Source organism: Flagellimonas marinaquae, from assembly GCF_003992675.1.
Taxonomy (GTDB): Bacteria; Bacteroidota; Bacteroidia; order Flavobacteriales; family Flavobacteriaceae; genus Flagellimonas; species Flagellimonas marinaquae.
This window is the reverse complement of record NZ_RZMZ01000015.1, coordinates 544,940-568,038: the sequence shown is the minus strand read 5'-3', so window position 1 is coordinate 568,038 and position 23,099 is coordinate 544,940. Positions and strand designations below refer to the sequence as shown.

The following is a 23,099-nucleotide window of genomic DNA, read 5'->3' as shown; positions in this document are numbered from 1 at the left end:
CCTACTTGGATTAGGTCTGGAAATACCCAACAAAAAAAACCCTGACGAAATCGTCAGGGTTTTTCTATTTATACCACAATTGAATTACTTCACTTCTTCGAAGTCTATCCTTCGACTTTGCTCAGGACGGGCTACTTGACTTCTTCGAAGTCTACGTCCTCAACGTTGTCTCCTTCCGATGCTCCGCCACTACCGGCCGTATCATCGGCGCCAGCAGATGAAGCTCCTGCTCCACCGCCTTGGGCTTCAGCCTGTGCTTTGTACATTTCTTCGGAAGCTACTTTCCATGCTTCGTTGATTTTCTCCAAAGCTGGCGTAATCACCGCTAGGTCTTTGCCTTCGTAAGCCTTTTTCAATTCTTCCAAAGCTTCTTCGATTGGCTTTTTCTTGTCATCGGACAATTTATCGCCAAACTCGCTCAATTGCTTTTCGGTTTGGAAAATCATGGCGTCGGCCTCGTTCAATTTATCAGCAGTCTCCTTGGCTTTCTTATCGGCTTCGGCATTGGCTTCCGCTTCTGCTTTCATCTTTTTGATTTCCTCCTCGGTCAATCCTGAAGAAGCCTCGATTCGGATGTCTTGTGACTTACCGGTGGCCTTGTCGGTTGCAGAAACCTTGATAATACCGTTGGCATCAATATCGAAGGTCACTTCAATTTGAGGTGTACCTCTTGGCGCTGGTGGAATTCCATCCAAGTGGAACCTACCAATGGTCTTGTTATCTGCCGCCATCGGACGCTCCCCTTGCAATACGTGGATTTCAACCGAAGGTTGGTTATCCGCCGCCGTAGAGAATACCTGTGATTTCTTGGTCGGAATGGTCGTGTTCGCTTCAATCAATTTGGTGAACACACCGCCCATGGTTTCAATACCCAAAGAAAGTGGGGTAACATCCAACAAGAGTACATCTTTAACGTCCCCTGTCAATACACCACCCTGGATAGCGGCACCAATGGCCACAACCTCATCTGGGTTTACCCCTTTGGATGGTTTTTTGCCAAAGAACTTTTCAACGGCTTCTTGTACCGCAGGGATACGAGTGGAACCACCTACCAAGATGATTTCGTCAATATCGCTTTTTGAAAGTCCGGCGGACTTTAATGCCTTCTCGCAAGGTTCGATTGTTCTTTTGACCAAATCGGCAATCAGCTGCTCAAATTTGGCTCTGGACAATGTTCGTACCAAGTGCTTGGGTCCCGAGGACGTTGCAGTAACGTAAGGCAAGTTGATTTCTGTCTGTGCAGAAGAAGACAACTCGATTTTGGCTTTCTCCGCGGCTTCCCTCAAGCGCTGTAGTGCCATGGGGTCTTCACGAAGGTCCATATCCTCATCTTTCTTAAACTCTTCGGCCAACCAATCGATAATCTTTTGGTCCACATCGTCACCGCCCAAGTGGGTATCACCATCAGTGGCCAATACTTCAAACACCCCGTCACCCAGTTCCAAAATGGAAACGTCGTGCGTACCTCCACCAAAGTCAAACACCACTATTTTTTGATCAGTGTCTTTCTTATCAAGTCCGTATGCCAAAGATGCAGCTGTGGGCTCGTTGATAATACGCTCCACGGTAAGACCTGCGATCTCACCGGCTTCCTTGGTAGCCTGTCTTTGTGAATCATTAAAGTAGGCCGGAACGGTGATTACCGCTCTGGTTACATCTTGCCCTAAATAATCCTCCGCAGTCTTCTTCATTTTCTGAAGAATCATGGCAGACAATTCTTGTGGAGTGTACAAACGACCATCGATATCCACTCTAGGAGTATCGTTGTCACCTTTGGTTACTTTGTAAGGTACCCGTTTGGCTTCCTTGCTCGATTCTGAGTATTTATTACCCATAAATCGCTTGATGGAATAAATCGTTTTGTGCGGGTTGGTCACCGCTTGTCTTTTTGCAGGGTCACCGACCTTGATCTCCCCGCCTTCCACAAAGGCGATCATGGATGGAGTAGTTCGTTTTCCCTCGGCATTTGGAATTACCACGGGTTCGTTACCTTCCATTACAGAGACGCAGGAGTTGGTCGTACCTAAGTCTATACCTATAATCTTGCTCATCGTATCTAAAAGTTATATCTGTTTAAAATTCCTTTTTGTTTCGTTCTTTAAATGTCAATGATTATGCCATGCCACAGAATATGACAAGCTGTCATACAATTGCTAAAACCCCACAAATGAAGGCCTAAATTGAGAGTGCTGCAATTTTAGGTCGAATAGTACTGCAGATATTTAAATATTCGCAATTTTATCCCGTTTAGCTTCCTATATTTGAACTAGTAAATTCAGTCTATGGAGTGCATCAGTGTGTTTGATATGCTAAAAGTCGGCGTGGGACCGTCCAGCTCCCACACCTTAGGGCCTTGGCGTGCTGCCGAACGATGGATTGCGGAACTTGAAGAAGATGGCTTCTTTGAACATGTGCAGTCCATTAAAGCCTATTTATATGGTTCCCTTTGCCTTACTGGAAAAGGACATGCTACGGACATTGCCGTGGTCATGGGGCTTTTGGGCACAGATCCCGTAACAGTGGACATTGACAGTATTTCAGGTAGTATTGACAATATCAAGGCAGAGAAAAAACTGAATTTTGGTGGAAAGAAATGGATTCCCTTCAGTTTTCAAGAAGATATCGTATTTATTCGGGAATTTTTGCCCTTCCACGCCAATGGTATGCGGTTTGAAGCAAAACTTAATGATGGCCAAACCATCAGCGAAACCTATTACTCCATTGGTGGCGGTTTTGTGGTAAAGGAGGAACGAATCCATGCCAAGGAAAACAAGGAAACCTTTAAAACCTTCCCGCACCCTGTCCGCACAGGCGACGAACTGCTCCAACACTGCAATGCCCACAACAAATCCATCTCCCAGATTGTGATGGAAAACGAACTATCCCTACGAACGGAGGAAGAAATAAACGAAGGCATTGCCAAAATTTGGAATACCATGCTGGAGTCCATGTACACTGGTTGCCATACCGAAGGGAAACTTCCCGGAGGCTTAAATGTAAAACGGCGTGCCTTTGAGATTCATCAAAAACTCAAAGGGGAAGTCCCCTACTCCAATCCACAGGAATGGCTGGAAAGTATTCGGGATACCGAGGTGAAATTTCGCCAGATCATCAAATGGGTAAGTTGCTTTGCGCTCAGCGTTAACGAAGTGAATGCCTCTTTGGGCAGAGTGGTCACCGCACCCACCAACGGAAGTGCCGGGGTTATCCCTGCCGTGTTGATGTATTACATGGTCATCGAAAACCACGATGCCAATTTTGACGATGTAAAGCAGTTTTTATTAGTGGCCAGCGAGGTTGGAAGCATCTTTAAAAAAGGCGCCACCATTTCTGCTGCCATGGGTGGTTGCCAAGCAGAAATTGGAGTTTCCTCTGCCATGGCCGCTGCCGGTTTAACGGAGTTGATGGGCGGTTCTCCCGAACAAGTGCTTATCGCCGCCGAAATTGCCATGGAACATCATCTAGGACTCACCTGCGATCCCATCGGAGGCTTGGTGCAGGTCCCTTGCATAGAACGTAATGCCATGGGAGCCATAAAGGCCATCAATGCTGCAGAATTGGCGTTGGACACCGACCCAAAAGAGTGCAAGGTACCTCTGGACAAGGTCGTGAATACCATGTGGGAAACAGCAAAGGATATGAGCTCCAAATACAAGGAAACCTCCGAAGGAGGATTGGCTGTGGGCGTATTCCTCAGTGATTGTTAATCCATACACCCTTCCTTGCCCCGGGTATCGATCAGGTAGATGATTTTCCATTCACCATCAAAATTGATCAGTTGGAAGGAATTGATGCCACAATGGCTAAACTCACCGTTCAACCAGAACTCATAACCTACCCAAGCATTGGCCATGGTCCTATCCACCTGAATGGAGAAGGACGTCAGTTTTTCCTCAAATTGGGTCGTTTCAGGAATGCCGACAATCGATTTCAGAAATTTAGAAAATTCCTCGGTTCTAAATTGGGTCTTACCCTCGGCGTTTCTTCCCGTGGTCTGCAATACAATCCCATCGGCCACGGTACTTTTAATGATGGTGGAATCTTGCTTGTGGAAGCCATCAAAAAAAGTCTCGATGACTTGTTTTACCTGATTTTTATCTTCTTCGCTGGACGGCTTTGGTCCCTGGGCATACCCAAAGGCAAAGATGGCCATCAATACTACGGAACTGAACAGTTTTCTCATTTGATTAGTTTTTTGATTGATGTCTAAATTAAACAAATCTGCTTACTTTTAGCCATCAAACAGAATTACAATGTCTACAGCTAAAAAAGAATATAAAAGGGTAACGGTAAAATCGTTGGTGGATATGAAAAAGCGTGGGGAAAAAATCAGCATGCTTACCTCCTACGATTATTCCATGGCGAAAATTGTGGATGGTGCCCTCGTGGACGCCATTTTGGTGGGTGATTCCGCCAGTAATGTCATGGCCGGCCATGAAACCACCCTGCCCATCACCCTCGACCAAATGATCTATCATGCCACCTCTGTAGTAAGGGCTGCGAAAAGAGCGCTCGTTGTGGTCGATATTCCTTTTGGCAGCTATCAAGGTGATTCCAAGGAAGCTTTGCGCTCCGCCATCCGAATTATGAAGGAAAGTGGCGCACATGCTGTAAAAGTGGAAGGAGGCGAGGAAATAAAAGTGTCCATCAGCCGTATTTTGGAAGCGGGAATCCCTGTAATGGGCCACTTGGGACTCACCCCACAGTCTATTTATAAGTTTGGGACTTACACGGTCCGCGCAAAAGAAGAGGAAGAGGCCGAAAAGCTAAAGTCCGATGCCAAATTGTTGGAAGAATTGGGCTGTTTTGCCATTGTTTTGGAAAAAATTCCGGCCAAATTGGCCAAAGAGGTCGCGGAAAGTGTTTCTATCCCTATCATTGGTATCGGGGCGGGCAACCATGTGGACGGACAAGTGCTGGTGGTCCACGATATGCTGGGCATGACACATGAGTTTCACCCAAGATTTTTGAGGAGGTATCTCAATCTATATGATGAAATGACCCAAGCCGTTTCTCAATACGTGCAGGATGTGAAAAGTCAGGATTTCCCAAGTGAGGAAGAATCATACTAAACTTCAATCAGCAATTGTCAAGTAACAACAATCAACATTCCACCCCCTCTAACCTTCAAGTGCTCTTTGAAGACAACCACTTGATTGTGGTCAATAAACGAGTGGGCGATATTGTTCAGGGGGACAAAACAGGTGATGATCCTTTGAGCGAGGTGGTAAAACAGTATCTCAAGGATAAATACAACAAACCTGGCAATGTGTATTTGGGTGTGGTGCATCGTTTGGACCGACCTACATCGGGCATTGTGCTCTTTGCCAAAACTTCCAAAGCCCTACCAAGGCTCAACAAGATGTTCGCCGAAGGGGATACTAAAAAAATGTATTGGGCCGTGGTCAAAAACCCACCTCCCAAAGAAAGCGACACCTTAACACATTGGTTGGTCCGCAATCCAAAACAGAATAAATCCTATGCGCATAACAACGAGGTTCCCAATAGCAAAAAAGCGGTTTTGGACTACAAGCTAATTAAAAAGCTGGATAGCTACTATCTGTTGGAAATCGACCTGAAAACGGGCAGGCACCATCAAATAAGGGCGCAATTGGCCGCCATTGGCTGCTTTATCAAAGGAGATTTAAAATATGGTGCGGACCGCAGTAACAAGGATGGTGGGATTCATCTGCATGCACGGAGCTTGGTCATCCTTCATCCAGTACAAAAAGAGCCCATAGCGTTTGTGGCGCCTCCACCAGAAGACCCGGTTTGGAAGGCCTGTCTTAGCGAGTAAGCGCCAAAGCCTTTTCCCTGATGATTTCGGAAACCGGTTTGTTCTGCAAATGGCTTTCCAGCCATGAAAGAATATCCAAATACAGGAATGTCCGCTTTTCGTACGGATGGTTTTCGTATTTCTTAAGCTCGTTGTATAGTTTCTGGAACTCCCCCTTTAGATCGGTGGGGTAGATATCGCCAAGATTTCGTAAAAACTTGATCATTTCTTTCTGCACCTCGTGCAAGTCGTTCATTTTCAACAGGAACTTGTAGGTACTCTTCAACTGTACTTCCAAATGGTAGTCCATACCCGCTTCATAATGTGCTACAAGGCTCAATACCCTGGCAAAGCACATGAGGTCTTCGCGCATTTTCAACTTCTTGTTGGAAATGATCTTTTTGAGATAGGCTATACAATTTTTGTTGTCCCCATTGCCAAAATACAAACAGGCAATTTTGTAATAAAGGAGCATCACGTGGTGCTCATCAATCTGTTGCCGGTGTTTTTTGATGCCGTACTCAATGATGTTCACCAAATAAATCCCCTTGTCAAAAGTACCTTCCAAAAAATGAAGGTTCAAATTGTTGGTGTTAATGTACAAAAAGGCCAACGAGCTTATGTTATCATTTTTAGGGAACCTGTCGTCGTTTACCTGTGCTTCCAGTCGTTCCAAGGTTTCCCTAAACTGGGAGGCATATTTCACAAAAAACAGTGATTCCAACAGGTAGTGGTTACCCTTCAAGAAGAAAACCGGATTCAAAGGAATCATATGGTCATTTTCGTAGAAAAGATCTACCCATTTACTGGCATATTTATAGGCTGACAAAAAGTCCTGAATCAAAAGACTATACCATAAATGCGCTTTGTATAACCATAATTTTTCACGAAAACCTAAGTCTTCAATATTGTATTTAGGCAAATGCTCGTCAAAATAGGTTTTTACTTTTTGCAAATCCTCATCGCTGCGCACGTAACCCACTTTTAGCATCATTCCGTACAATTGTAGGGAAAGATTGGAAAGTTTGCTCGTCATTACGTTTTGTGCGCTCAAATGCTTGGCCTCCCTCGCTAACTCGTCCGCCCTATCTGGAATACTACGTGTAATGTATTGTGTTTCGATGATTTTCTCCAACTCCACAATTTCGTAAGCCACGTTCTTTTCCTCGTTCTCTATGGCGAAGCTTTTGGCCTTCTCCAAAATTTTCAAGCTTTGCTTGTAGAGTCCCTTTTGATACAAGATGGTGGCAAAGTCCAATTGTTCCCGAATCTGAATACGCACATTCTGGTTGACCGGATTCAAACGTAGACTCACCAAAATCTGTTTGTACAAATGCGCCTTGAGGTTGGAAAGCTGTGATTTTTTCACAATCCCACTATCCAATATTTGTCGCTCATCATATTTTCGCATTTTATCCAATAGATTGAAGAGGGCCAAAAACTTGGCATCCGTATTTACACCCAATCGGCCTACATACAGCTTAAATTGGCGTTTTTCGGACTTGGAAAGCGATTTTACCAGTACAAACAAAGCATCCTTATGGGCATTTGTCATCGTAAAAAATATTGTTTAAGCAATTGTTTTTCAGTTATTTAGTTGAGTGCAGAAGCCGTTTAACATTGTAACACGTACCTAGCTGCTTTTCGTCTTCTTCCTTGCTTTACTACTTTCGTTAGTCATAGAAAAAATCAGGTTGATAACATGGGTAAAGATAAGGTAGAAATTTTTGACACAACACTAAGGGATGGCGAACAGGTGCCTGGCTGTAAACTGGATACCGAACAAAAATTGATCATTGCCGAACGACTGGACGAACTAGGGGTTGATGTGATCGAAGCAGGTTTTCCCATTTCCAGTCCCGGTGATTTCAAATCGGTGAACGAAATTGCAAAGTTGGTCAAAAATGCAAGGGTGTGTGGACTTACCCGCGCGGTGAAAAAGGACATCGAAGTGGCTGCAGAGGCCATCAAAGATGCCAGAAGACCCAGAATCCATACCGGAATCGGAACCTCCGAATCACACATCAAATATAAATTCAACTCCACACAGGACAAGATTATCGAAAGAGCGGTTGAAGCTGTGGCCTACGCCAAAACCTTTGTGGAAGATGTGGAATTTTATGCAGAAGACGCAGGCCGTACCGATAACGAGTTCTTGGCCCGAATCTGTGAAGCTGCCATTAAGGCCGGTGCCACTGTTTTAAATATCCCCGATACCACTGGTTATTGCCTGCCCGAAGAATACGGTGCCAAAATGAAATATTTGAAGGAGAATGTAAAGGGTATCGATAAAGCTATCCTGTCCTGCCATTGTCACAACGATTTAGGTTTGGCCACCGCCAACTCCATTGCTGGAGTAATCAACGGGGCCCGACAAATTGAATGTACCATCAACGGTATCGGTGAACGCGCCGGAAACACTTCCCTCGAAGAAGTAGTGATGGTAATGAGACAACATCCACACTTGAACCTGGATACCGACATCAACAGCAGATTGCTTTGGGACACCAGTACTATGGTTTCCCAAAAAATGGGAATGCCCGTACAGCCCAACAAAGCCATTGTAGGCTCCAATGCCTTTGCGCACAGCTCGGGAATTCACCAGGACGGTGTAATCAAACGTAGGGAAACCTATGAGATCATCGACCCTAAAGATGTTGGGGTAAGTGAATCCTCCATTGTGCTGACCGCTAGAAGTGGTCGCGCCGCCTTGGCCTACCGAGCCAAAAAAGTGGGTTATGAACTCACCAAACTCCAATTGGACACGGTGTATGAAAACTTTTTAAAATACGCCGACGTCAAGAAAGAAATTGTCGACGAGGATATCCACGAAATTGTGGAGACCAGTAATATAGGGATGAAAAGCCTTGCCTAAACAGCATATATTTTATGACATTTAAAATTGTATTGCTTCCTGGTGACGGTGTAGGACCCGAAGTCTTGGCCCAGGCCGTAAAATGTTTGCATGCCGTTGAGGAAACCTTCAATCAGCATTTTATCTTTAAGGAAGCTCCAGTGGGTGCTATCGCCATTGATAAGAAAGGAGTTCCCCTACCTGATGCTACCCTTCAGTTATGTAGGGAATCGGATGCGGTGCTCTTTGGTGCCATTGGAGACCCTAAATACGACAATAATCCCGATGCCAAGTTTCGGCCTGAACAAGGTTTGCTGCAACTGAGGAAGGAATTGGGGCTTTTTGCGAATATACGTCCCGTGATTTCCCATCCAACCTTATTGGACAAGTCTCCTTTAAAAAAGAACATCATCGATGGTACCGATTTTGTTATCTATCGCGAGCTAACGGGTGGTATCTATTTTGGCGAGAAAAAATTGAATCCAGAAGGAACCAAAGCCTCGGACCTTTGCGAATATACAGAAGAGGAAATTAGCCGAATCGCCCATTTGGCCTTTAAGGCCGCCAAGGGGCGCAAAAAGAAATTGACTCTTGTGGACAAGGCAAATGTGCTGGAATCTTCCAGACTTTGGCGCAAAGTGGTCACCAAAATTGGGGAAAGTTATCCCGAAGTGGCGTTGGACTTTTTGTTTGTAGACAATGCCGCTATGCAAATCATTCTCAACCCCAAACAATTTGATGTTATTTTGACCGAGAATATGTTCGGGGATATTATTTCCGATGAGGGAAGTGTGATAGGCGGCTCGATTGGATTGTTGGCTTCGGCTTCGATTGGAGAGGAAAGCGCCCTTTTTGAACCCATCCACGGTTCTTATCCGCAAGCTAAGGGCAAGGATATTGCCAATCCGATTGCTTCCATCCTATCCGCAGCGATGCTTTTGGAACATCTGGGGCTTACCGAGGAGGCTTGGGCCGTAAAAAAGGCAGTGGACAAGTCACTTAAAAAGGGAATCGTTACACCCGACCTGAATGAGAATAGTCAGTACGGAACCAATCAAGTTGGGGATTTTATCGCACATAACATTGTGGATATCGAAGATGATACCTTAATGAACGATGAGAACATCGATTTAGGAAAATCCACCATTATTTAGTCTCGGCAGCCTTTTAACCCTTATCCGAAGTAAGTTCCTGAATGGTTTTATTGAATTCATCTTTAAACTCAACAAACTTCTCACCCGTTGCAGGTCCGTTGAAACCAGTGTGGATCTTTCTGACCTGCCCATTTTTGTCCATATAAATAGTGGTGGGATACGACAAAATATGGTTCAACATGGGAAGCTTTTCATTGGCCTTTTGTTTGTTGGAGGTACCATATTGCGCCAATAATATAGGATAAGGCACACCTTCCCGTTCCTTTAACCTTTGGATACCCTCAAAAGCCTTTTCTTCCGTTTTTGCATATTCAAAGGCAAGACCAACAATTTGTAGGTCCAGGTCGGGGTTATTTTTGACGAAATCCACGTAAAAACGGGTCTCGTCCAAACAATTGGTACACCAGGTTCCCATAATCTGCACCAAAACGACCTTATCTCTGAACATAGGGTCGTCCAGACCTACCATTTCCCCGTCCGAGTTTGGAAAGGTAAAATCGAATTTATCGTAACCTTCCCTAAAATAGGTGAGCTCGTTTGAATCCGGAAGCTCGAAAGCCTCATTTCTGGCGGCCATAAATTCTTCTACGGAATGATTACCGGAGTAAAACTTCCCGCTTAGCGTACTATCTGTGACCTCGGCAAGAAAAAGGAAGACATGGGAACCATCAAAAGCCGAAAGTTTCATGCTATCGCCTGTCACCACTCCATCCAAATAGCGGTAATCCCCTGTCTTTGTTCTAAAAGTTCCTTTTAATCGGTTGCCGTTCTGCATAAAAATCCCCTTGGCGGCATATTCGTCCTCCGTGTTTACATCAAAATACGTTTCCCAAATTCCAGAAAGGTTTACGGCAGCTTCTTCATTGACCTCAAAACGGTCTTGCTTGCCATGGGTGGCCACGAAAGGAACCCTTCTTTCCTTGCTTTCCTCAATAAATTCACCCGTAATTTGCTTGGCGGTATAGGTGCCAGCAATGTGTCCTTCAAAAACGGGCATTCGAATATTGATGGAATCCCCATTGAAGGTAAACTCGTCAATGGTCACTACCTCTTCGGCATTGAACGCTTTCATAACGTAGTTTCCATCTTCATTTTGGGAAAGCGTAAACTCAAACGGCAACTTTTGTGATTCTGACACCTCGATTTTCGCCAACCAATCACCGGTTGCCAATTTGGGCTTCTCTTCCTTTTTGCATGAAGCGCATAAAATCAAAAGCCCTAGTAACGCTATCCTCATTCTGTTCATAAAGTGAAAGATTTTACCTAAATGTAGGAAATACAATTTAAAACTTACCACTTCCTACGTTTTATGGTTAGTATTATCGTTGAATCTGTTCCCCTATTGTTATATATTTGTGCCCTCTAAAAATGGGGTATGAAGATTTCTTATAACTGGTTGAAGCAATTTTTGCAAATTGATTGGGACGCTCAAAAAACAGGTGAACTATTAACAGATCTTGGTCTGGAAGTTGAGGGCATCACACCATTTGAATCAGTTAAAGGCGGATTAAAAGGAATTGTGGTGGGTCACGTGCTTACTTGCGAACCCCATCCGAATGCCGATAGGCTCAAGTTGACCACGGTGGATATTGGGCAAGAAGCCCCTGTACAGATTGTTTGTGGGGCACCCAACGTAGCTGCCGGACAAAAAGTTCCCGTAGCAACGGTTGGCACCACTCTATTCACCAAAGAAGGCGAGGCTTGGGTCATTAAAAAAGGAAAAATCCGAGGAGAAGTGAGCCAAGGGATGATCTGTGCCGAAGATGAAATCGGTCTGGGTGATAGCCATGACGGAATTATGGTGCTGAATGAGGAATTGGTCCCTGGTACACCTTGCGCCAAAGTTTTCGATATTGAAAATGATGAGGTCTTTGAAATTGGCCTCACTCCCAACCGTGCCGATGCGATGAGCCATTTTGGAGTGGCCCGGGACTTAAAAGCTGGACTGGAGCAGCAAGAAATCCAAAAAGAATTGGTTACCCCATCGGTGAGCAATTTCTCCATTGACAACCGTTCCTTAAAAGTGGATGTGGAAGTTATGGAAAGCGAGCTGGCCCCTAGATATTGTGGGGTTACCATAAACAATCTCGTGGTCCAGGATTCTCCCGATTGGTTAAAAAACAGATTGAAAGCCATTGGTTTGGCCCCGATAAACAATGTGGTGGACGTAACCAACTATGTGCTACACGAACTGGGGCAGCCCCTGCATGCTTTTGACGCATCCAAAATAAAAGGCAACAAGGTAGAGGTAAAAACATTGCCTTCGGGCACCAAATTCACTACGTTGGACGAAGTGGAGCGCGAGCTTCATGAAGACGATCTTATGATATGCGACGCTGAAAAACCCATGTGCATTGCTGGAGTTTTTGGTGGCATTCACTCCGGGGTCACCGAGCACACGACGTCCATTTTCTTGGAAAGTGCCTATTTTGACCCAGTTTCCATTAGAAAAACAGCAAAAAGACATGGGTTGAATACCGATGCGTCTTTCCGGTTTGAGCGTGGAATCGATATCAATTTGACCAAATACGCCCTCAAAAGAGCCGCATTTCTGATCAGGGAGATTGCCGGTGGTTACATCACCTCCGAAATTGTTGACCTGTTTCCTAAAAAACCTCAGGAAAGACAAGTTTTCCTGACCTTCAATAAAATCAACTCCTTAATTGGACAGGAAATCCCGAGGGATACCATAAAGTCCATACTCTCCTCTTTGGAGATTAAAATCAATAACGTGACCGAATCAGGACTTGGGCTAACCATTCCCATGTACCGGGTGGACGTTACCCGCGAAGTTGATGTGATCGAGGAAATCTTGCGTGTGTATGGGTACAACAACATCGATTTTAAGGAAAAACTAAATGCGAGCATTGCCAAAACCTCCCGTTTTGAAAATTATCGTATCCAAGACATAGTCGGAAACTTACTGGCCTCCAAAGGTTTCTATGAAATTATGACCAATAGTTTGGTTGCGAACACCATGAGTTCGGAAGAAGATGGTGCCGTTCAAATGCTGAACCCTTTAAGTTCCGATTTATCGGTGCTGCGTACGTCCATGCTTCATTCCGGGCTTCAAACGGTGAGCTATAACCATAACCGTCAAAAAACCGACCTCAAATTGTTCGAGTTCGGAAAGACCTACCACAAAGTGGATGGTGCTTATCAAGAAAACCAACACTTGGCCATTTTCGTTTCTGGAGATCGCACGCAAAGTAGTTGGGCGGTAGCCACAAAAAAATCAGAATTTTTCTATTTAAAGGGTATCGTGGAAAATGTTTTTGAACGTTTGGGCATTAGGGACTTGGATACCCAACCTTTGTCAAATCCAGGCTGTTCGGAAGGAATATCCTACACGAAAAACGATACTGTCTTGGTTTCCCTTGGATTGGTTAGCAAAGCGGCATTGAAACAATTTGACATTAAACAGGAAGTGTTCTATGCTGATTTGAACTGGGATGCCTTGTTAAAGTTGGTAAGTACCCAAAACGTGGCTTTTAAGGAAATTCCAAGATTCCCAGAGGTAACCCGCGATTTTGCGCTGTTGTTGGATGAATCGGTTTCCTTCCAAAAAGTGTATGATATTGCTTGGAATACCGAAAGAAAGTTACTTAAAAAGGTCAACCTTTTTGATGTATACACCGGGAACAAGCTACCAGAAGGGAAAAAATCCTATGCTGTAAGCTTTACCCTCATGGATGAGAAAAAGACGTTGACAGACAAGCAAATCGATAAGATTATGGGCAAACTATTGGCCCAGTATCAAAAGGAATTGGGAGCGGAACTTCGCTGATTACATCTGGGCAGGTAAAATCACGCTGTCAATTTCGTGAACCACACCCTCGTTTTCCAAATTAAGGTCGGCCGCAGTGATTCTAGCCGTATTGCCTACAGGGTCTGTGAGCACAATGTCATATCCATCCAAATGTGCAGTCAATTTTTTTCCTTGTACGGTAGTAAAGGTGGCTACACCATTTCCTCTACCGATGGCCCGTAACATCCGTGAAGCAGTCAACTGACCTGCCACGATATGATAGGACAGCAAAGATTTTAATGCTCTTTTATCCTCTGCATTGATCATTTCCGACATTTTTTGACTTGAGAACTTCTCAAAAGCTGCATCAGAAGGTGCAAATATGGTGAAAGGTCCTGACTTTTGGAGCAGGCTTCCAAGTTCTGTGGCATTCACCGCGCTGAGCAAAATAGTATGGTTACCTAACCTACTGGCAAACGAAAGTGCATTGGAAGTGCTTTGGGCTGAAGCACTTAAGGAAAACACAAAACAGACTATACAAAGAATCTTCGTTGCGGGGGTACTCATGAGGTTGGTTAAAATTTTAGGGCTCGACTAATTTAGTACGTTTTTACGATTAACTGCCAAAAACTTCGATAAGTTACATCTTTTTCGCTGACATCTGCGGGTTTTTGTAGGCCCTAAATTCCATTTAACAAAAACTTAACATCGGCTTTTTATGACAAATGTCAGTATCGAAAATTCAATTCCTTAAATTTGAGTAGATTACTAAAAAAAAGCTGCATGATTTTGAAAGGAACCAACATTGCCCAAAAGCTTCGAAAAAGCAGGGAAAAAAACGGAAACGGCGAACACATTTTGGCCGAGGTCAGACAAATTTTAAGCAATGATACTCGGAAAGAAGAGCAAATAGCCCAACAATTGAGCTCCAAGAATAGCTCTTATTCCAACGACTTTGATTTTGATCTATTGGAAACGGATAAAATTTTCCATATTGACCAGATTAGGGAGATTTGCATCGACTACCGTCTGCGCTTCTTGGACAGTTCATATTTTAAGGGGAAGATTCCTCAAGCTGCCATCTCCAAAATCAAACATTTGGAGGCAGCGCACAACACCGATATCAAAGGATTTAAGATTATGGCGCCCTCCAAACTGTTCCGTCTGGAGGACAAGGATGATCCGTTGCTGTTTGCCCCTATCGGTAACGATTATTTTTATTTGATCCACAAATGGGGCAACGACCTTCATCCCTTGCGAAAATTGTTCGCTTGGCCATTTAAGAACATTGCCAATCTTATACTTGTGGTGGTTTTGCTCAGCTATCTCGTTACCCTTATGGTACCGGAAGGACTGTTTTCCAAGAAAAGCTCCACAGCCGAATTTTGGATCATTTACTTTTTTATGTTCAAAAGTATTGCCTCCGTGGTCATATTCTACGGTTTTGCCCTTGGGAAAAACTTTAATCCAGCCATCTGGAAAAGTAAATATTTTAACGCTTAGGCAGTTACGGCGTACATTTTTTCACGCTGCTCTTTGATGGATTTGTCCGACATATAGTCGTCAAAGGTTAAGTAGCGATCAATGGCGCCATTGGGCGTCAATTCAATGATTCTGTTCGCCACGGTGTTCACAAATTCGTGGTCGTGCGTGGTGAGCAGAATTGTTCCTTTAAAGTTCTTCAGGGAGTTGTTGAACGCGGTGATACTTTCCAGGTCCAAGTGGTTGGTGGGTTCGTCCAACATCAACACATTGGCGCGGAGCATCATCATTCTACTGAGCATACAACGTACCTTTTCACCTCCGGAGAGCACCGTGCATTTTTTCAACGCTTCCTCACCGCTGAAAAGCATTTTTCCAAGGAATCCCCTTAAGTATACCTCTTCCCGTTCTTCTTCGGTCTTGGCCCATTGACGGAGCCAATCTACCAAATTCACATTATCTTGGAAGAATTCCGAGTTATCAGCAGGCAAATAGGACTGTGTGGTGGTAACCCCCCATTGATATTTTCCGCTGTTGGCCGTTGTTTTTCCTGCAACGATATCGTAAAAAGCAGTGGTAGCACGGGAGTCTTTGGATAGGATGGCCACTTTGTCTCCCTTGGCCAGGTTGATGTTCACATCTTTGAACAATAAATCTCCGTCCTCCGAAGTAGCGGTCAATTTTTCTACATTTAGGATTTGGTCGCCAGCTTCCCGCTCACGGTCAAAGATAATGGCAGGATATCTTCTGCTGGATGGCTTAATGTCTTCTACCTTCAGCTTGTCCAACATCTTCTTACGTGAAGTTGCCTGTTTGCTCTTCGCTACGTTGGCGCTGAATCGCTGTATAAACTCTTGTAGTTCCTTGGCCTTCTCTTCGGCCTTTTTGTTCTGCTGCGCCCTTTGTCTGGCTGCCAATTGGCTACTCTCGTACCAGAACGTATAATTTCCGGAAAACAGATTGATCTTTCCAAAGTCGATATCCGCAATGGTGGTACAAACGGCATCCAAAAAGTGCCTATCGTGAGACACTACGATTACGGTATTGTCGTAATTGGCCAAGAAATTTTCCAACCAATTGATGGTTTCGTAATCCAAGTCGTTGGTAGGCTCGTCCATGATGAGCACATCCGGATTTCCGAATAAAGCCTGAGCCAAGAGAACCCTTACCTTTAACTTGGAATCCAAATCGGCCATATTGGTATAGTGCAGGTCTTCGGTAATTCCAAGGTTGGATAAGAGTGCCGCGGCATCGCTATCGGCGTTCCATCCGTTCATTTCCTCAAATTCGACCTGGAGTTCACCAATCTTTTCCGCGTTTTCATCGGTGTAGTCCGCATAAAGGGCATCGATTTCCTTCTTGATTTTGTACAGGGGCTTGTTTCCCATCACCACGGCTTCCAATACGGTATATTCATCGTAAGCATTGTGGTTCTGCTCCAAAATAGACATCCGCTTTCCTGGTTCCAAATGCACATGGCCCGAGGTAGGATCTATTTGGCCCGACAAAATTTTAAGAAAGGTGGATTTACCGGCACCATTGGCACCGATAATACCGTAACAATTCCCTTGGGCAAAGGTTACATTGACTTCATCGAACAATACTCTTTTGCCAAACTGTACGGATAAATTCGATACTGATAACATGCAACTATCTTTATTTTTTTGCAAAAATAGCTAAATACGATTCCACATTCTAATTTAAGCGCGCATATTTGAACGATGGAAAAATACCGTTTAACAACATTTAACGACCCCTTAACAAGTTTAGCTTCTCGGGTTGCTTACATTTGAAAGTCAATAGAATGGTTCCCTTTATATGGTAAGATTTTTACTCAGCCTCACCTTCGTCTTTTCTATATTATCGTGTTCCAGTACTCCGGAGAACGGCTCTACGGTCTTCTTTGGTGGCGAAATCGTTAATCCGACCAGCAAATATGTGGTACTGTACCACAACGACGCCTACATAGACTCGGTACAACTCGACCACGAAAACCATTTTTTATTTCAGTTGGATAGCATTGAGGAGGGACTTTACCATTTTGACCATAGCCCAGAACTACAATATGTATACCTTTCCAAAGGAGATAGCCTTTTGGCTCGTTTGAACACGGTTGAGTTTGATGAATCCTTAGTTTATTCGGGTACAGGGAGTGTGATCAACAACTTTTTGATTGAAATTTTCCTCACCCATGAGGAAGAGGAGCCTTTGATGAATGACTATTTTAATCTAGATCCCGAAGCGTTCAGTGAAAAAATCGACTCCATGCATGCGGCCAAGATGGCCTTGCTGGAAGAGTTGAATTCGGATAACGAACTTACCCCAAGGGCTTTGGCCATGGCGGAAGCTTCCATCGATTACAATATGTACATCCATAAGGAAAAATATCCGTTTTATCACAAGAAGGAAACTGGCGAGGAAACCATTCACGAACTACCGGAAGCGTTCTACGACTACCGCAAAAACATTGAACTGGACAATAAGGACCTCACCTACTTTAGGCCTTATTTTGATTTTATGAAGTGGCACTTTGGCAATGTAGCTTACATGACTTGTATGGACCAATGCTCCACTAATGAAAAATCGAAGATTGACCGTTTGCACTTTAATAAACATAAACTGGGTTTGGTAGACAGTATTGTAAAGCAGCCGGAGTTACGGGATATACTCTTCAGAAACATTGCCATGGACTTCCTGTTGCGTGAGCACAAACCCAGCGAAGAGGCCACTGCTTTCATTGAAAAGTTCAAGTCCCTTTCTACCAACAACGAGCATCAGGAAGAAATAGACCTGTTGTACACTGGCATCAAGAACCTGCAACCCAACACTACGGTTCCAGATATTGCAGTAAAGGACATCAACAACCAATCGATCTCATTAAAATCCTTGGCCAACGACAAAAAAAATACCGTATTCTATTTTTGGACAGCCGAACAAAAAAAGCATTTTATCAATGTGAATACGCATATCGCAACGCTTGAGACGAAATATCCTCATTATAACTTTGTTGGCATCAACCTAAGGACCAACTTCGACCAGTGGAAGCAGCTTATTGAAGAGAACAAACTCGACACGGACAAGCATTTCCATGGTGACAATTTTAAGGATCTGCAGATGGCCATGATTATTGATGGCCTCAATAAATGTGTTATTGCCAAGGACACCTTAGTAGTAGACGGTTTTGCCAATCTCTACACTTCCCTTTAACTAAAAAAGCCCCGAATTCTCATTCAGGGCCTATTTATTTTTTGCTGTGATCAGCTGATTAGGAGTTTCCCTTCTTGTAATCTTCCAAGAATTTGGCCAAACCAATATCGGTCAATGGGTGTTTCAATAATCCGTCGATAGAGGATAAAGGGCCTGTCATTACATCGGCACCAAGCTTTGCACAATCGATGACGTGCATGGTGTGTCGGATGGAGGCAGCCAAAATTTGGGTCTCAAACCCGTAGTTGTCATAGATCAAGCGGATTTCCGCAATCAAATTAAGACCATCGGTGGAAATATCGTCCAATCGTCCCAAGAAAGGGGATACATAGGTCGCCCCAGCTTTGGCGGCCAGTAACGCCTGCCCTGGTGAGAATACCAAGGTACAATTGGTACGGATACCTTTATCCGAAAAATATTTTAATGCCTTTACCCCATCCTTTATCATGGGCACTTTCACTACAATCTGTTCGTGAAGCTCGGCCAATTCCTCTCCTTCCTTTATGATTTCCTTAAACTCTGTGGCCACTACTTCGGCAGAAACATCGCCATCCACAATATTGCAGATATCTACATAATGTTTCAAAATATTATCCTTTCCGGTAATGCCTTCCTTCGCCATTAGGGAAGGGTTGGTGGTTACACCGTCCAGCACACCGAGTTCTTGGGCTTCCTTGATTTGGTCAAGATTGGCAGTATCAATAAAAAACTTCATTTCTCAATATTTATAATTGGTTTACTAATCCCCTAAAATTACAACTTATAATGGTCGAGGAGCAATTTTTCGTAGACTTTGTCGGGTAAAATCTTTTTTAACCTAAGGGAAAATTTTTGTAAAAATGCACCCACAGGGTTATGTATCTTCGGTTTTTTCTGGTTGATGATCTTGTAAACGGCCTCCGCTACCTGTACGGGGTCTCCCCCACTGTCCACATCCTCATTGATGGTGTTCAAGGTCTGCTGGTATTTTTCCTGATAGGCAGAACCTTCTATAACAGGGGCGTGATATCTACCCGAAGCAATATTGGTGGCAAAATCACCCGGTGCCACATTGGTAATGGTGACGCCAAAATCCTTGGTTTCCATGCGCAAGGCCTCGGTAAGGATGCCCAAAGCACCTTTGGTGGCGGAGTAGAATCCTCGATAAGGCAAACCCATGTATCCCGCAATGGAGGTGATATTGATGATGGCTCCCCCGCCCTGCTTGCGCATTTGCGGCAAAACGGCCTTCATCACATGCACAGGGCCATGAAAATTGGTATCGAATACACGAAGGATCTCTGCATGGGGCGTTTCTTCGATAGGACCCGTAATGCCAACCCCGGCATTGTTGATCAATACGTCCAATCGATTTTCTTTGGAAATGATATAGGAAACGGCCTTTTGGATGCTCTCTACATTCACCACATCCAATTGCACCAGTTCAAACGCCTTAAAATCGGGATAGTTTTTTGGATTGCGCGTAGTACCGTAAACCGTAAACCCTTTTTGGACCAAATAGGTCCCGATGGATTTACCAATACCTGAAGAACCACCCGTGATCAGTACAACTTTTTTATCCATGATCATCTGATTTTTGGGTACAAAAAAAGGCAAGCTACCTACATCGCACCGCTACGACCACATACCCTTGCTGCGTTCCCGCCCTGGGGGATTCTGCAGGAGCTGGTCGTGTAGGACTTGCCCGGCTGCAAATATACGACCTTTTAAATTTGTGGCAATCCCAATTCATTCTTAATTTCGAAGATTCAGGAGTAACAATTTATGATACAAGCAATAAGAAACATGGGCAAACTTTTTTTCGCAACCGGGGCCTTGCTCCTCTTTTTGGCCTGCGGCGGCAGTGCCGATCCAGCCAAGCATTTTTCCATCCAACTGGAAAACAAGGCCATACAGCAGAACCAGCAGCTGGGTGTTGCCCTCAAGAACAAAAAGGACATCGAAGTATCGGACCTTCGTTACTATATTGATGGAAAGGAAATGCCTGTTGAAAACGGCAAACTGACCTTGGACCTTCCTACTTTGGGCAACAAAACATTGATAGCAAAGTTCAATATTGAAGACCAAAAGGTGTCCGTAGAAAAAGAGTTCAGGTTATTGGCCGCCTCGGCCCCAGAAGTATACACCTACGAAATCCTAAACACCTATCCGCACGATACCGGTGCCTACACCCAAGGACTGGAGTTCCACAATGGCATTTTGTACGAAGGCACAGGGAAAACAGGGTTTTCCACCCTTCGAAAGGTCAATTTTGAGACTGGCGAAGTAGTGCAAAAAATCGACATGGATGCTTCTGTCTTCGGGGAGGGCATCACCATTATGGATGGCAAGCTATACCAATTGACGTGGCAAAGCGGCATGGGGTACGTGTACAACATTGAAAACCTGGAGAAAATCAAAAACTTTACCTATGGTAAAAGCCGTGAGGGATGGGGTCTGTGCAATGATGGTGAGAAACTCTATAAAAGTGATGGCACCGAAAAAATCTGGTTTTTGGACCCAGAGACCTTGGAAGAGACTGGATATATAGAAACCGTGACGAACAAATCCATTTTTAACCGCGCCAACGAACTGGAATATGTGGACGGAAAGATCTATGCCAACGTGTACCAAAAGCAGAGTATGATGATCATAGACGCGACATCCGGTGCCATTGAGGGGGTCATTAACTTTGGTGGACTTCAGAGCAGAGTAAAAAGAGGTCCCGAATGGGACGAAGGCAATTCGGTTCTGAACGGCGTGGCCTACCACCCGGAGCGACAAACCTTTTTTGTAACGGGCAAGAACTGGGACAAGCTGTTCGAGGTAAACATCCTTAAAAAAGGCGAATGAAAACCTATTCGGAAGTTTTTGATGTAGTACCTAGCGACCTGGACGACTTAAACCATGTGAACAACATCCGCTATGTGGAGTGGATTCAGGATATTTCCAAAAAGCATTGGATCCATGTTACGGACGGGATTATTCAAAAGTCCTTGATTTGGGTGGTCCGCAACCATAATATTACCTATCATAAATCGGCGCTATTGGGTGATACCATACTTATCAACACCTACATAGAGAGCAATCAGGGGCCCATTTCCACCAGAGTGGTGGAAATCAAAAACAAAAAAACGGACGAGCTACTGGTGAAAGCGGTTACGGAATGGTGCCTGTTGGATGCCAAAACCTTTCGGCCCAAACGGGTGCCGGAGGAAATACAATCCCTTTTTATCCCATAAAACTTATCCATTTTGGTACCAAAACCTACGACTCCTGAATTAAATGGCTGTATTTCATCGAATTTTCGCCCAATCTCCTTAAATGCAATTCCCTAAATTTTGATGCTTACCCAACAAATTGTAATATAGAGTAACCTAAAAACCGGACTAAACCTATATTCTGAACTAACTGAGCACGAAAAACCCCCAATTTACATCTCATTTTCATCTTGATGGAACCCCAAAGAAAGTAAACCTTCAAATGGGTGTTTCGCATTCAAAAACCAATCCTTAAAAAATGGGTGTTTTGTTACACCCCTTTTCGATTTAACGAATTTTTAGGGAAAAATGTAAGAAAAACACCCAATTTAAGATGAAACCCCTAGTTTTTTTAAGGGAAAACTGTAGTGAGTTTTTTTTGTGCCTTAGTAACTTGCAATCAGGAATTTGCACATGGAATACACCTACAACATTATCGATTCGGATGCCTCATCCAAATTGCAATTGCAATTGTATTTGGAGGAGTACGATGATCTTGTTTGTGCCAGCGAGGACACTACTGCTTCGGCGGGTCTCAATTCCATCCTAAAATACAATCCGGACGTAGTGCTTGTCAATTTGGGCGAGGACGGGCTAAGTTACTTTCAAATGGTAACGGAACTCAATCAGTACATGCAGTCCCTTCCTATTATTATAGGATACGCCAAAACCAAAAAATTTGCCTACAACGCCATTAAAAGTGGTTTTTTTGATTACTGGATTCTGCCGCACAACGAATTCGATATCCGTAAGACCATTTTGCGACTGCGCAAATTGCACCCAAAGCACGATACGCCATCCACCATTTGCCTTAAATCCTATAAGGACTACCGCTATTTGGACACCAAAAACATCCTTTATCTCAAATCGGACAACAACACCACGGACTTTTTTATGAAGGACGGCAGTATCATCAGTGCATTCAAGACCTTAAAGTCCTTCGAGGAAAAACTGCCCAAGAATTTTATCCGTGTCCACCAAAGCTACATCATCAATAGTGTATATGTTTCCCGCATCAACTATGGGAAATCCATCTGTAGTTTAAGGTGCGGCGAAGAACAGGAACTCCCCTTCTCCAAAACCTATAAGGACAAAGTGGACAGCCTTAAGAACATGCTCTCCAAAACCTCCGCAAAGGCCCTTAATTAGCAAAATTCTTGCAGATTGTGGTAAAATTCTAACAGATTACCGCAGAATACTACGTCCTTTTTAAATAGAGCGTCCCCATCCCTATTGCCAAATACTTTAGCGGTATAAACCTAATTGTTATACCTAAAAACAAAACCTATAATTATGAAAAAAGTATTTAGCATTTTGGCCCTTGCACTATTGACCACCGGATTTTACGCTTGCGAAACGGAAACCGACGTACAGGATACGGAAGCCATGTTTGAACAACTGACCCTTGATCAGAATGCAACTGATACTGAAACGGCAGAAAAGGACGGAAGAGGTGATGACTAATTCATAATGTTTTCTATCTTAACCAACTTACACAAAAGCATTACACTGATTATTATCCTATTGGTGGCATTATTTTATTGCAGGGATGAGTCCCAAGTAGTCGATAACAATTCTTTGGGAAAAAAAGAAAAGCTTTCAGTAGAATATCAGAAGGGATCCCATGAATACCGAGTAC

Annotated in this window: 20 protein-coding genes and 1 other RNA gene; 12 read left to right on the top strand and 9 right to left on the bottom strand. The window is 43.9% G+C overall.

The features are described 5' to 3' along the window. Nucleotides 1–131 precede the first annotated feature (131 nt). Nucleotides 132–2,051 carry a molecular chaperone DnaK gene (dnaK, locus tag EO130_RS11930; RefSeq protein WP_127141732.1) on the bottom strand — a complete coding sequence of 640 codons (1,920 nt, stop codon included), beginning with the start codon at nucleotides 2,049–2,051 and terminating at the stop codon, nucleotides 132–134. A 231-nt stretch (nucleotides 2,052–2,282) separates the two neighbouring features. Between dnaK and EO130_RS11925 the strand changes: the two genes are divergently transcribed. Then, nucleotides 2,283–3,707: an L-serine ammonia-lyase gene (locus EO130_RS11925; RefSeq protein WP_127141731.1), complete on the top strand. Its 1,425-nt coding sequence runs from the start codon at nucleotides 2,283–2,285 to the stop codon at nucleotides 3,705–3,707. Here the strand turns inward: EO130_RS11925 and EO130_RS11920 are convergent. Then, nucleotides 3,704–4,183: a nuclear transport factor 2 family protein gene (locus tag EO130_RS11920; protein WP_127141730.1), complete on the bottom strand. Its 480-nt coding sequence runs from the start codon at nucleotides 4,181–4,183 to the stop codon at nucleotides 3,704–3,706. The two genes, EO130_RS11925 and EO130_RS11920, sit on opposite strands and share 4 nt — an antisense overlap. 70 nt (nucleotides 4,184–4,253) lie before the next feature. Here EO130_RS11920 and panB point away from each other — a divergent pair, with 70 nt between their 5' ends. Further along, nucleotides 4,254–5,072, top strand: a complete 819-nt coding sequence (gene panB, locus EO130_RS11915) for a 3-methyl-2-oxobutanoate hydroxymethyltransferase (RefSeq protein WP_127141729.1) — start codon at nucleotides 4,254–4,256, stop codon at nucleotides 5,070–5,072. A gap of 14 nt (nucleotides 5,073–5,086) precedes the next feature. Then, nucleotides 5,087–5,797, top strand: a complete 711-nt coding sequence (locus EO130_RS11910; protein WP_127141728.1) for an RluA family pseudouridine synthase — start codon at nucleotides 5,087–5,089, stop codon at nucleotides 5,795–5,797. Here the strand turns inward: EO130_RS11910 and EO130_RS11905 are convergent. Continuing rightward, entirely contained in the window at nucleotides 5,787–7,331 is a 1,545-nt protein-coding gene (locus tag EO130_RS11905; RefSeq protein ID WP_127141727.1) for a hypothetical protein, read from the bottom strand. The genes EO130_RS11910 and EO130_RS11905 overlap by 11 nt on opposite strands. A gap of 147 nt (nucleotides 7,332–7,478) precedes the next feature. Between EO130_RS11905 and EO130_RS11900 the strand changes: the two genes are divergently transcribed. Then, entirely contained in the window at nucleotides 7,479–8,651 is a 1,173-nt protein-coding gene (locus EO130_RS11900) for a 2-isopropylmalate synthase (RefSeq protein ID WP_127141726.1), read from the top strand. A 14-nt stretch (nucleotides 8,652–8,665) separates the two neighbouring features. Next, on the top strand, nucleotides 8,666–9,784 hold the full coding sequence (gene leuB, locus EO130_RS11895) for a 3-isopropylmalate dehydrogenase (protein WP_127141725.1): 1,119 nt from the start codon (nucleotides 8,666–8,668) through the stop codon (nucleotides 9,782–9,784). Nucleotides 9,785–9,797: 13 nt separating this feature from the next. Here the strand turns inward: leuB and EO130_RS11890 are convergent, their stop codons facing one another. After that, on the bottom strand, nucleotides 9,798–11,030 hold the full coding sequence (locus EO130_RS11890) for a peroxiredoxin family protein (protein WP_127141724.1): 1,233 nt from the start codon (nucleotides 11,028–11,030) through the stop codon (nucleotides 9,798–9,800). A gap of 129 nt (nucleotides 11,031–11,159) precedes the next feature. Here EO130_RS11890 and pheT point away from each other — a divergent pair, with 129 nt between their 5' ends. Further along, nucleotides 11,160–13,571: a phenylalanine--tRNA ligase subunit beta gene (pheT, locus tag EO130_RS11885; protein ID WP_127141723.1), complete on the top strand. Its 2,412-nt coding sequence runs from the start codon at nucleotides 11,160–11,162 to the stop codon at nucleotides 13,569–13,571. On the opposite strand, the gene EO130_RS11880 is transcribed toward pheT, so the two are convergent. Next, entirely contained in the window at nucleotides 13,572–14,099 is a 528-nt protein-coding gene (locus EO130_RS11880) for a fasciclin domain-containing protein (RefSeq protein WP_127141722.1), read from the bottom strand. A 216-nt stretch (nucleotides 14,100–14,315) separates the two neighbouring features. Here EO130_RS11880 and EO130_RS11875 point away from each other — a divergent pair, with 216 nt between their 5' ends. Beyond that, a complete protein-coding gene (locus EO130_RS11875) occupies nucleotides 14,316–15,035 on the top strand; it encodes a hypothetical protein (RefSeq protein WP_164732926.1) in 720 nt (239 codons plus the stop codon). Here the strand turns inward: EO130_RS11875 and EO130_RS11870 are convergent. Beyond that, the gene (locus EO130_RS11870) at nucleotides 15,032–16,660 is read right to left on the bottom strand and encodes an ABC-F family ATP-binding cassette domain-containing protein (RefSeq protein WP_127141721.1); all 1,629 of its coding nucleotides are present in this window, start codon (nucleotides 16,658–16,660) and stop codon (nucleotides 15,032–15,034) included. The two genes, EO130_RS11875 and EO130_RS11870, sit on opposite strands and share 4 nt — an antisense overlap. 172 nt (nucleotides 16,661–16,832) lie before the next feature. On the opposite strand from EO130_RS11870, the gene EO130_RS11865 reads away from it, so the two are divergent. Next, nucleotides 16,833–18,221: a TlpA family protein disulfide reductase gene (locus EO130_RS11865; RefSeq protein ID WP_127141720.1), complete on the top strand. Its 1,389-nt coding sequence runs from the start codon at nucleotides 16,833–16,835 to the stop codon at nucleotides 18,219–18,221. A 58-nt stretch (nucleotides 18,222–18,279) separates the two neighbouring features. On the opposite strand, the gene fsa is transcribed toward EO130_RS11865, so the two are convergent. From fsa to ffs, 3 genes are all read right to left on the bottom strand, one after another. Then, nucleotides 18,280–18,936, bottom strand: a complete 657-nt coding sequence (gene fsa, locus EO130_RS11860) for a fructose-6-phosphate aldolase (RefSeq protein ID WP_127141719.1) — start codon at nucleotides 18,934–18,936, stop codon at nucleotides 18,280–18,282. A 38-nt stretch (nucleotides 18,937–18,974) separates the two neighbouring features. After that, on the bottom strand, nucleotides 18,975–19,784 hold the full coding sequence (locus tag EO130_RS11855; protein WP_127141718.1) for an SDR family oxidoreductase: 810 nt from the start codon (nucleotides 19,782–19,784) through the stop codon (nucleotides 18,975–18,977). 24 nt (nucleotides 19,785–19,808) lie between these two features. Further along, nucleotides 19,809–19,907: signal recognition particle sRNA small type (gene ffs / locus EO130_RS11850), an RNA gene on the bottom strand. Between the two features lie 99 nt (nucleotides 19,908–20,006). Here ffs and EO130_RS11845 point away from each other — a divergent pair. The 4 genes from EO130_RS11845 to EO130_RS15480 all read left to right on the top strand — a co-directional run bounded on the left by EO130_RS11845 (nucleotide 20,007) and on the right by EO130_RS15480 (nucleotide 22,924). Then, a complete protein-coding gene (locus tag EO130_RS11845; RefSeq protein WP_127141717.1) occupies nucleotides 20,007–21,053 on the top strand; it encodes a glutaminyl-peptide cyclotransferase in 1,047 nt (348 codons plus the stop codon). Further along, the gene (locus EO130_RS11840) at nucleotides 21,050–21,442 is read left to right on the top strand and encodes an acyl-CoA thioesterase (RefSeq protein ID WP_127141716.1); all 393 of its coding nucleotides are present in this window, start codon (nucleotides 21,050–21,052) and stop codon (nucleotides 21,440–21,442) included. Before EO130_RS11845 ends, EO130_RS11840 begins: the two co-directional genes overlap by 4 nt. Nucleotides 21,443–21,874: 432 nt before the next feature. Further along, a complete protein-coding gene (locus EO130_RS11835) occupies nucleotides 21,875–22,609 on the top strand; it encodes a LytR/AlgR family response regulator transcription factor (RefSeq protein WP_127141715.1) in 735 nt (244 codons plus the stop codon). 144 nt (nucleotides 22,610–22,753) lie between these two features. Next, entirely contained in the window at nucleotides 22,754–22,924 is a 171-nt protein-coding gene (locus EO130_RS15480; protein ID WP_164732925.1) for a hypothetical protein, read from the top strand. The last annotated feature ends 175 nt before the right edge of the window (nucleotides 22,925–23,099 follow it).

Bases quoted from the DNA above. Each gene is read 5' to 3' on its own strand.
- dnaK (WP_127141732.1), bottom strand. From the start codon at position 2,051: ATGAGCAAGATTATAGGTATAGACTTAGGTACGACCAACTCCTGCGTC.
- EO130_RS11925 (WP_127141731.1), top strand. From the start codon at position 2,283: ATGGAGTGCATCAGTGTGTTTGATATGCTAAAAGTCGGCGTGGGACCG.
- EO130_RS11920 (WP_127141730.1), bottom strand. From the start codon at position 4,183: ATGAGAAAACTGTTCAGTTCCGTAGTATTGATGGCCATCTTTGCCTTT.
- panB (WP_127141729.1), top strand. From the start codon at position 4,254: ATGTCTACAGCTAAAAAAGAATATAAAAGGGTAACGGTAAAATCGTTG.
- EO130_RS11905 (WP_127141727.1), bottom strand. From the start codon at position 7,331: ATGACAAATGCCCATAAGGATGCTTTGTTTGTACTGGTAAAATCGCTT.
- EO130_RS11900 (WP_127141726.1), top strand. From the start codon at position 7,479: ATGGGTAAAGATAAGGTAGAAATTTTTGACACAACACTAAGGGATGGC.
- leuB (WP_127141725.1), top strand. From the start codon at position 8,666: ATGACATTTAAAATTGTATTGCTTCCTGGTGACGGTGTAGGACCCGAA.
- EO130_RS11890 (WP_127141724.1), bottom strand. From the start codon at position 11,030: ATGAACAGAATGAGGATAGCGTTACTAGGGCTTTTGATTTTATGCGCT.
- pheT (WP_127141723.1), top strand. From the start codon at position 11,160: ATGAAGATTTCTTATAACTGGTTGAAGCAATTTTTGCAAATTGATTGG.
- EO130_RS11880 (WP_127141722.1), bottom strand. From the start codon at position 14,099: ATGAGTACCCCCGCAACGAAGATTCTTTGTATAGTCTGTTTTGTGTTT.
- EO130_RS11875 (WP_164732926.1), top strand. From the start codon at position 14,316: ATGATTTTGAAAGGAACCAACATTGCCCAAAAGCTTCGAAAAAGCAGG.
- EO130_RS11870 (WP_127141721.1), bottom strand. From the start codon at position 16,660: ATGTTATCAGTATCGAATTTATCCGTACAGTTTGGCAAAAGAGTATTG.
- EO130_RS11865 (WP_127141720.1), top strand. From the start codon at position 16,833: ATGGTAAGATTTTTACTCAGCCTCACCTTCGTCTTTTCTATATTATCG.
- fsa (WP_127141719.1), bottom strand. From the start codon at position 18,936: ATGAAGTTTTTTATTGATACTGCCAATCTTGACCAAATCAAGGAAGCC.
- EO130_RS11855 (WP_127141718.1), bottom strand. From the start codon at position 19,784: ATGGATAAAAAAGTTGTACTGATCACGGGTGGTTCTTCAGGTATTGGT.
- EO130_RS11845 (WP_127141717.1), top strand. From the start codon at position 20,007: ATGGGCAAACTTTTTTTCGCAACCGGGGCCTTGCTCCTCTTTTTGGCC.
- EO130_RS11840 (WP_127141716.1), top strand. From the start codon at position 21,050: ATGAAAACCTATTCGGAAGTTTTTGATGTAGTACCTAGCGACCTGGAC.
- EO130_RS11835 (WP_127141715.1), top strand. From the start codon at position 21,875: ATGGAATACACCTACAACATTATCGATTCGGATGCCTCATCCAAATTG.
- EO130_RS15480 (WP_164732925.1), top strand. From the start codon at position 22,754: ATGAAAAAAGTATTTAGCATTTTGGCCCTTGCACTATTGACCACCGGA.